Raw genomic sequence first — 8,858 nt, 5'->3', positions numbered from 1 at the left:
TGCTGTTCCTCCTCGAGAGTCCAATCAGAAAACATCTTGTTCTCTCAAATATGGAGCAGCATCGATCATTTTGCAAGCGCATCTGTTGTTACAAGCCCTCTCTATTTTGGACCAAACTTAGGCGCACGCGCCTGCCAGCCAGTTCCTCCACGATCTCTGTGCATGAGTTTTCGCACCTACGGTGCACAAAAAACCGATGGAAGTAGGAATCAAACACTTTGTATGACTTTTTACTAAAAAATTGCATAAAAGGTTTTGTATGTACTTCTAGGAAATAGAAATATACTTGATGTGAACTGTACAAAATGAGTCGGGTATAGAGTGTGTAGGACGCATAAGGAACTCTGGATTGATGTGTTGTGGCGGGAAGCGCTCATTTGTATAGCATTTTTCTATAGTGATAAAGGGGTTGAGTGATGCATCAATCTATCTGTTTCAGAAGGAGAATGGGCGCGCTTCTGCAAAGAAGATCTCTATTTCACGCCTGCATACTCTTTTTGATTGTGCAAACTAGTTTTATCTCTCTCTCGTTCAATTTTGTCCACGCTACACATTCACATGTCGCGGTTGTGGCTCCCTATACGATTACTGGCACGATCTACGATGATTATAATCAGAATGGGATACTTGATGCGCGGGAACCGGGCATTAGTGGTGTGACTGTGACCGCTTATGATAGCAATAATGCCAATGCAGGCTCAACAGTTTCGCTCGCGGATGGATCATACTCATTAGCGATTGGAAGTGGCACCGGGCCGGTCAGGGTGCAATTTACTGGTTTTGGTCCTGGCGCTGCAACGACAGAACTTGCCTCTTTTTATCCCTCTCGTCATGGAACGGATAATCCGACGTCCGTAACTTTTGTTGACGGGAGCAATGCAACCAACACGCTTAACTTTGGTCTGGAAAATCCCAGTGATTACTGCCAGCACAATCCTACCATAGCAACAAACTGCTATGTACAGGGTGATCAGGCCAATGCGCAATCCCATGTCCTGGTGAGCTTTCCCTATAATACAACAGGAGCGCATCATCCTCTCATCATGGCGACCGCGCCCGAGGTAGGTTCAACCTGGGGATTAGCCTATCGACGCAGTACTGATACGCTGTTCGCTGCCTCTTACTTCAAGCGCCATGCTGGTTTTAAACCGGGCGGTGATCCTGGTGCAATTTATGTAGTCGATGGGGCAAGTTCGGGCTCTCCCAGAGTTCAGGCTACTCCGTTGGTGACATTGCCCGCCGGCAAGAATTTGCATGATGCCAGCAATTATTTGACTGATCTATCTGCTTTCAATCAGGTCGGCAAAGTTTCTCTTGGCGGTATGGCTCTTTCACAGGATGAGTCGACGCTCTATGTTATGAATCTTTTTGATCAGAGTCTGTATGCGGTTCCCCTTGGAGCAGCATCGGCTGCACCCGTGGCCCAGACCCCTACCGCTTACGCTGTGCCTGTCCCTGCTGATTGCCAGGCGACTGGCGATTTCCGCCCCTTTGCGGTATCGCAATATCATGGTTCGATCTATGTGGGCGCGGTCTGCTCTGCTGAATCAACCGTCCCTGCTAATGGTAGCTCGTTGGGCGATTACTCTAAATTGCAGGCCTATCTGTTTCGCTTTATACCAGGGAGGGGCTTTCAGAAGCAGCCCATTTTTCATTTCCCACTGAATTATCCTCGCTACTGTACCAATGACTCTACGTACTCAAAATGTACTGCCAGTGGCGTGAATAATTTGAATGTCGGCCAGCCCGCCATGTGGAATCCCTGGCATCCTGGCTACGTTTCTTACAACGATCATTTAAGCAACACTAACAACACGCGTGTGTATCCACAGCCAATGTTTACAGAAATTGCCTTCGATAATGGCAATCTGCTTATTGGTTTACGGGATCGTTTTGGGGATCAAATGGGTTATCAGACTCCTGAACCTGGCAATAGCAGCAATCTGGTGAGTGCTGCGACGGCTGGTGATATTCTGCGCGCCTGCTTGCGGCAACCTGGTAATCTGGCGAGAGGATGGACGCTAGAAGGGAATGCGAGTTGTGGAGGCGTAACGACAGCTGGTGCAGGCAATGCCCAGAGATCTGGTGGTGCGTATCCCTATCAGGACAACCACCTCAATATACATGATGGCGGCAGTTTTGGTAGTCTGCTACAGGTGCCGGGTCTGGCAGATGTTATCTCGACGCAGGTCAATCCCCTTTCGCGTAGCAGCATCGCTTTTTCGGGTGGTGTGCGTACCTATGATAATACGCTCGGCACTGCTGTAAACAATTATCAGATTTACGAGCGTTCCACTCCAGGAGTTTTTGGGAAGGCGAATGGTCTGGGAGCGCTGGTGGCTTTCTGCGCGTCCGCGCCAATTGAGATTGGCAATCGTGTCTGGGGGGATCTGAATAACAATGGTATACAGGATGCCAATGAGCCGCCAATTGCTGGGGTGACGATAGATCTCTATGATGCGACGGGCACCAATCTGATCGCGACGACGACCACTGCGGCTGATGGCACTTACTACTTTACGATTCAATCTTATACCAGTTATGTCATTAAGCTGGATAAGGCCAGCGATTATGTTATGGGAGGACCCCTGGCTGGCCTGGGATTGACTGTAGCTAATCAGGATCAGAACCATTTGATCGATTCAAAGGCTACTGTACCGAATTCAGCACAAATGATCGGTAGCGGAAACTATCCACAAATGGCGGTTTTACCCCATGCTCCAGGCCAAAACGATCATACTTTTGACGCTGGCTTTACGCTATTGCCGGACCTGAATATCCCCAATGTAACTCACGACCACAACTTTGACCGTAATTACCATAACCATAACCACAATCATCATCATAACCACAGCCATAGTGGTAATGATAACAGCAACTTCGGCGACAACAATTTCAATGATAGTAGCTTGAGTGACAATAGTGACAACAATTTCAATGATAGTAGCTTGAGTGACAATGGTGACAACAACTTCAGCAATAGCTGTGACGGTTGTGGAGGTGGAAGTTGTGATGGTTGTGGAGGTGGAAGTTGTGACGGTTGTGGAGGTGGAACTTGTGATAGTTGTGGAGGCGGAACTTGTGGAGGTGGAAGTTGTGATAGCGGATTTAGCTATAGTGATGGCTTGGGGGATGGTGGAACTCCTGGTTTGCCCCCGGCAGGTGCCAATCCGCTACTGGCAGTCAGGCTTCACTAACGACGTACTCACGCCTTTTTTTCTTCTGTGGCGCAGAAATTTGTGCCCAGAAGAAAAAAAGTACCATGCTTTTTGTGGCACGACCGCATGGTTACAGGCCATAGTACCGTTTGCGTAACGAGGTGAAAGGATCGCATATGGAACCTTTGTGGATGCGCCAACCTGTTAAGATATCCTCTTCCAGACGCAGAACAGTTTGTGCTTTGGTTGTGCTTCTAGTGCTGTTTGGAGCGCTTATGGGTTGGGGCGTGAAAAATATGTTGAGTGCCATGGAGATAATGAACCATATGGTTCATCCACAGATTATCTTCACCCCGGTGGCTGAGCAAAAGACTGTGCATGCTCATACCCATGATACCTCTGACCAGATATCGACCGACTTTGATCGCACTTCCGCGCAGTTAACGTTAGCCTCCACTGCGGTTGCTCCAGCGTCAAAAGCAAAGATCGGGAGTAGGAAACCAACCCCGACAGTAAATCCTGCTTTATTGGCCTTGCATACCGATACTGGATCACGTTTACAAATCCCCGCGCTTGGTATAGATGCCCCAATTGAAACGGTAGGCATCCGACCCGATGGTCGTATGGATGTTCCCTTATTACATGCCTGGGATGGTGTGGGTTGGTATGAAAATGGAGTCCGCCCTGGTTCCATCGGGAGTGCCGTCATTGATGGATATCGCAACCGCGCGGACGGTACCCCTGCCATTTTTGGCAGCCTTGGCAAACTTCATAATGGGGATTTGATCCTGGTTGTCAATGCTGATGGTAGCGAACTCCATTTTTATGTAAACTCACTTCAAACATACCTGCCCAATGCTGCCCCACGCGCACAAATTTTTGGTGCTGCTGATGGAGCCTACCTCAACCTGATCAATTGCGACCAGGACCAGCATCCTGCTGCCCCACAAACCAAACAACTTCTTGTCGTACACGCGCAACTCCACTAAAATATAAGGAAGCACTGTCCCCCATTCCTGAGAATGGAAGCGGGATTGTTAAGGGTGCAACCCTTAAGCTTTTCAAGCGGGATTGCAAAGGGCGGCGAGCCCTTTGCCGGGGTTTGGGGTGCCCTCAAAATACCCCTTTTTCTTCTTTTCTTCGCCGCCGCACGCAGCGCGTACAGAAGTGCGCAGACGCGCACGAAATTGCTACATTTAAAACCTTAGCACTCTTTGAGTGATTATTGAGGTGAAGAAAACATTTCTTGAGACAACCTTGACACTTTTGGGTGTATGGTAATGGCAGCTAATGTGACACAGTGGCACATCTCAACCATCACATGAGAGGTGAGCTTATGAATGCAATCGAGCAAATTCCTCAAGTACAAACTTCATTGAGAAGTAAGTGGCAATATTATCTTTTAGATGCCTTGATAGCCGCGCTTGGTTCGCTATTTATCACCGGCATTATTTACTACTGGCATCTGTATCCCCTGGTAAAGGACGTAGTCATTGTACAGTTACTCTGGGTTATCATTCTTGCCACAATGTGTAGCCGTTATGCGGCGATCATTGGGACCATTGTGACCTTTCTTTCCTTTGACTATTTACTGGTCCCACCATTGTATACTCTGAGGATCGTTGATCCTGTACAATGGGTGAACCTTGGCCTGTTTTTGATCATTGCTTTGTTTACCAGTCAGCTAGCGGGCTCTATTCGCCATAATGCAGAAGTAGCGCGTAAAAACCAGCAAGAGCTACGCATCCTGTATGAAGTGATGCGTGTCTGTGCCGCAACGGATGATCTGGAGGAGCAATTAGATATTATTGCCCTATCGACAGTTCGTGTATTCTCATCGCTAGGTGTGAGGCAATGTGCCATTTTTACGCCGGATCAGGATAATACGTTCAAAGTGAGAGCAGATGCTCCTATTCACATCAATGAATTTGAGCCTACCATGTGTGAATTGCAGGCTGTGCAGGCCGCCTTTACACACAACACACGCGTAGTGGTTGCTGATGAGAAGGTTCCTCATTCGCTCTTGTATCTGATCCCACTTAAGATTGGCTCTCATGTATCTTGTGTGTTGTCACTCCATATCCATGATGGCGTTGCATGGTTGGCGAATGAAGACAAATTGCAGGCTGAGTTGGAGAAAGACTCAGAAGAAGCTCAGTTTTTCTGGACCTTTATTGATCAAGTTCGCTCTATTCTCGAACGTTCTTTCTTGCATCAACAATTAGCTGCCTGACAAAGCAGGGCTTTCCCGTTCTCTTGATTGGAAGAGAGAAGGTGTGGAACGTTCCACGCCTCGGCAGGGCAACTGCTGCGCCGGCCCCTTTGGAAAGCTCTGCTGACATAGTGTAAGGGCGTGCGAGCGCCCTTACCACCCTTTGCTTGCCTTTTTTAAAAGGCCTGACGTTCTTGTTCCCCTCCCACTGACTACGTATCCCCACAAGAACGTTGGCGTTGCCCCATCCCCTCTTGTGCCAGGCCCTGGTCACCTGATCTCAATCAACAACTAGACGCGCTGGTACTTTGTTGATCCCTCCCAACCCTTCCATCTTTGACTGTTATCCTTCCGTTCTTGCCCGCGCCCCTACCATCCCAGCACCAGCAGCCTGCAAGAACGTCCTCCCTACCATCTTAACCGCTCTTATGTGATCCTACACTTCCAACCCCACCTGTATTAAGAACGGGAGAACCCTGTGCTTCATCCACTTCTATCACCTATCCCAATCACCCGAGGCTCGTTTACCCCTTGCCCACAGTTGTAACTATACCATGATCGCATGACTATACCATGAATTGATATGCGTTTATCATGAATAAAAGTTCATAATGCGAGCAATGATTCGGACATTTCACATTACGAAATTTTCATCTTTTTCCAATCTTGCTCAAACCGGGTAAGTGCGCTCTCAGTTTCGGGATCAGTCACCATATTGAGCAGACAGGCGGGTGGCACTGTCAGATCATGGGCGCCACTCAACAGGGCGGCGTCTGCTTCGGCTGAGGATTTGATGCTGGCGGCGAGAATGCGCGTGGGATGATTGGTGAGTGCACGTGCCATCTGTGCGATTCTTTCGCTGGGATCTACACCACTGCGTCGTAGACGGTTATAATAAGGGATAATATAGTCTGCCCCGACCATGGCGGCTGCGTATGCCTGGGAAACTGTCGTGACGGCGGTAAATGCGATATGATATCCTTCTCTCTTGAGGCGTTGGGCCAGGCGCATGCCTGCCTGGGTCATGGGGATTTTTGGTATGACGCGTGTAGGATCAGCCCCCAGAAACGCGATAGTTTGTTGATATGCCTCTTCTTCACTGGCTAACGATGGCTGCATGAAAATAGTACCAGATACGCGCTCCAGAAGCTGTGTGAGGACCTGCGATGGCGTCAGTTGTTGTCCACGTTGCTGGGCATCTAAGAGCAAGGATGGATTGGTGGTGATGCCTGCCAGCGGTATCGTTTGGGCTGTAGCTGTGATATCATCGAGATACGCACTATCAATATAGAGGGCCATAATGATGCTCCAATCTCATTTGTTAACTGATTTTGTACAATTTGAAGCTATGGATCAGGTGCTGGTTCTCAATTCAGCGGCTGATCCTTTCGTATCCCATGCCAGAGAACACCTGCGCTCCGGTATGTTGTATCTGGCTGAAGATAATGTGGCTAACCTTGCGACGTCGCTGCGCGGTTCGTCCGCACCTGCTCAATTGCATAGTATCGCGTTTCATGACTATATTCTACATCAACAGCATGCGCCTGGCACGATGGATGTCGCGGTCATGAACCTGCTGTATCAGCCGGGGAATGTCTGGATGTTCTATGGTTTAAGCGTGGCTGCCTTTGCGCTGAAGCGCGGTGGCCGTCTCTATGTAGCGGGCGCGAAGGATCGGGGTATTTTGACGATTGCCAAACGTATGCAGGCGCTCTTTGGCAATGTAGAGACTCTGACTATTAGCAAAGGGCAGCGTGTGCTTTGTTCGCAGAAGCGACAGGACTTTTCTCTTCAGGATCTTCCAGTGACCTCCCTTGAGGTATTTGCCGCCCATAAATTGGATGAAGGCACGCATCTCCTGCTGGAGGCTTTACTGATACGCGAACAGGATAATGCGCTTGACCTTGGCTGTGGAGCAGGCTTTATCGGTTTACATATCGCTCGCCAGGCAGTGCAAGGACAGGTAACACTGGTTGATGCCAGCCTTACAGCCGTCGCTGCCGCGCAAGAGGCCACGCTACAGGCTGGCCTGAATAATGTACAGGTCTTGCCGAGTAATGGGGCTCAGGCAGTTCTTCAGCAACGCTTCGATCTTGTGGCTACCAATCCGCCTTTTCATCAAGGAGGTATACAAACCCTTGAAATCGCAGAACGCTTCATCCGCGAAGCTGCCCAGATTCTCCTTCCTGATGGGCGCTTCTATCTGGTCGCCAACCGCTTTCTCAAATATGAACCCACGCTCCAGCGTTGCTTCCGCAATCTCCAGGAATGTGCAGGCAACTCACGCTATAAAGTACTCTACGCCACCCATCCTATTTTATAGAATCTCTCTAGCAGGGGATCTTTTGGCTCGCTAATCTTTTTGAGTGCCATTGGCGCAAAAACTCACATCTGGAAATCAGAGAAAAAATGTACCCTGTTTGAGGGGGGCGAAACAGGGCAAAATGGAAAATAATGCGGTACAATGTGATTGATCCGTACAATCTCATCCCAGGCAACGCAGAAAATCTGCAATTTAAACCTGATAAGGAGCATCATTTTGTCTATCTCCTCGCGTCTATCTTCCGTGTCTCCATCCCGTCATACTTTTTCCTGGTTATTGCTCATTGTCGCCAATGTGGCCTGGGCTACCAGTTATGTAGCGGCAAAATATGCTCTGCAAACGATGTCTCTTCCTATGATGCTCGCTTTTCGTATGTGCATTTCCGGCCTCGTTCTCTTGCCCTTTTTAGTGGCAAAACGGCGTTCTTTTCATCTGACCTGGCGTGACATTCCTCAACTGGCGCTTCTCTCTTTTATCGGCTTTGTCGTAAACAAACTGTTCGAATTTGGTGGTCTTTCCTTAACGACCGCTTCGGATGTTGCTTTATTGATTACTGGCGAGTCAATTTTTACGGCTTTGCTATCCTGGATTGTCTTGCGGGAGCGTGTGACGCGTGCCTCAGTGCTGGCTCTCCTGCTCGGGTTTATCGGCGTCTATTTGATTGTTGAGCGTAGTGTGATCCCCAATATTCCTGCTGATGGTGGCATCTGGCGTATTATTGGCGATTTGCTGGTCATTGGTGCGCTTCTGATCGAGGCAATGTATACAGTTCGTGGTAAATCCCTTCTGCGTAAGCATTCTCCCCTGTTGATTACTTCAGCCTCGATTGTGGGGAGTATGTTTGTCTGGTTACCAGTAGCTGGCTGGGGTGTCTTTGCGGCTGGTTGGTCAATGCCGGGCTGGCTTTCCTGGGTCAGTGTGATCTGGTTAGCTGTTATCTGTACCGCCGTAGCCTATCTCTTCTGGTTTCAGGGCCTGACCAGGGTAAATGCGTCAAAAGCTGCTTCTACCCTGTTTATTCAGCCGCTACTAGGACCCTTATGAACTTATCCGAAAACCTACAAGGAGGAAACGCGATCACATTGTTGAAAGCAAATGAGCGCACAAGCCAAGCACAACAAGGTCTGATAGGAACGCGGGCGCTTCTCCCAGCGGATCAGCAGAC

Annotated in this window: 6 protein-coding genes; 5 read left to right on the top strand and 1 reads right to left on the bottom strand. The window is 49.0% G+C overall.

The annotated features are described in order from the left end of the window. Positions 1-416 precede the first annotated feature (416 nt). The 3 genes from F1593_RS26420 to F1593_RS26410 all read left to right on the top strand — a co-directional run bounded on the left by F1593_RS26420 (position 417) and on the right by F1593_RS26410 (position 5,391). Entirely contained in the window at positions 417-3,197 is a 2,781-nt protein-coding gene (locus tag F1593_RS26420; protein WP_149404549.1) for an SdrD B-like domain-containing protein, read from the top strand. A 287-nt stretch (positions 3,198-3,484) separates the two neighbouring features. After that, entirely contained in the window at positions 3,485-4,147 is a 663-nt protein-coding gene (locus F1593_RS26415; protein WP_172632474.1) for a class F sortase, read from the top strand. A gap of 347 nt (positions 4,148-4,494) precedes the next feature. Then, positions 4,495-5,391, top strand: a complete 897-nt coding sequence (locus F1593_RS26410; protein WP_172632473.1) for a DUF4118 domain-containing protein — start codon at positions 4,495-4,497, stop codon at positions 5,389-5,391. A 618-nt stretch (positions 5,392-6,009) separates the two neighbouring features. Here F1593_RS26410 and F1593_RS26405 read toward each other — a convergent pair. Continuing rightward, positions 6,010-6,669, bottom strand: coding sequence for a transaldolase family protein (locus tag F1593_RS26405; RefSeq protein WP_149404546.1), 660 nt, complete (start codon positions 6,667-6,669; stop codon positions 6,010-6,012). A 1-nt stretch (position 6,670) separates the two neighbouring features. Here F1593_RS26405 and F1593_RS26400 point away from each other — a divergent pair, with 1 nt between their 5' ends. Together F1593_RS26400 and F1593_RS26395 are read left to right on the top strand one after the other, a co-directional pair. Next, positions 6,671-7,693 carry a methyltransferase gene (locus F1593_RS26400; protein ID WP_149404545.1) on the top strand — a complete coding sequence of 341 codons (1,023 nt, stop codon included), beginning with the start codon at positions 6,671-6,673 and terminating at the stop codon, positions 7,691-7,693. A gap of 216 nt (positions 7,694-7,909) precedes the next feature. After that, on the top strand, positions 7,910-8,737 hold the full coding sequence (locus F1593_RS26395; RefSeq protein WP_172632472.1) for a DMT family transporter: 828 nt from the start codon (positions 7,910-7,912) through the stop codon (positions 8,735-8,737). Positions 8,738-8,858: the final 121 nt, after the last annotated feature.

Source organism: Dictyobacter arantiisoli (genome assembly GCF_008326305.1).
Lineage (GTDB): Bacteria > Chloroflexota > Ktedonobacteria > Ktedonobacterales > Ktedonobacteraceae > Dictyobacter > Dictyobacter arantiisoli.
The sequence above is the reverse complement of the archived record's forward strand: the minus strand, read 5'-3'. Positions and strand labels throughout refer to the sequence as shown.

Bases quoted from the DNA above. Each gene is read 5' to 3' on its own strand.
- F1593_RS26420 (WP_149404549.1), top strand. From the start codon at position 417: ATGCATCAATCTATCTGTTTCAGAAGGAGAATGGGCGCGCTTCTGCAA.
- F1593_RS26415 (WP_172632474.1), top strand. From the start codon at position 3,485: ATGGTTCATCCACAGATTATCTTCACCCCGGTGGCTGAGCAAAAGACT.
- F1593_RS26410 (WP_172632473.1), top strand. From the start codon at position 4,495: ATGAATGCAATCGAGCAAATTCCTCAAGTACAAACTTCATTGAGAAGT.
- F1593_RS26405 (WP_149404546.1), bottom strand. From the start codon at position 6,669: ATGGCCCTCTATATTGATAGTGCGTATCTCGATGATATCACAGCTACA.
- F1593_RS26400 (WP_149404545.1), top strand. From the start codon at position 6,671: ATGATGCTCCAATCTCATTTGTTAACTGATTTTGTACAATTTGAAGCT.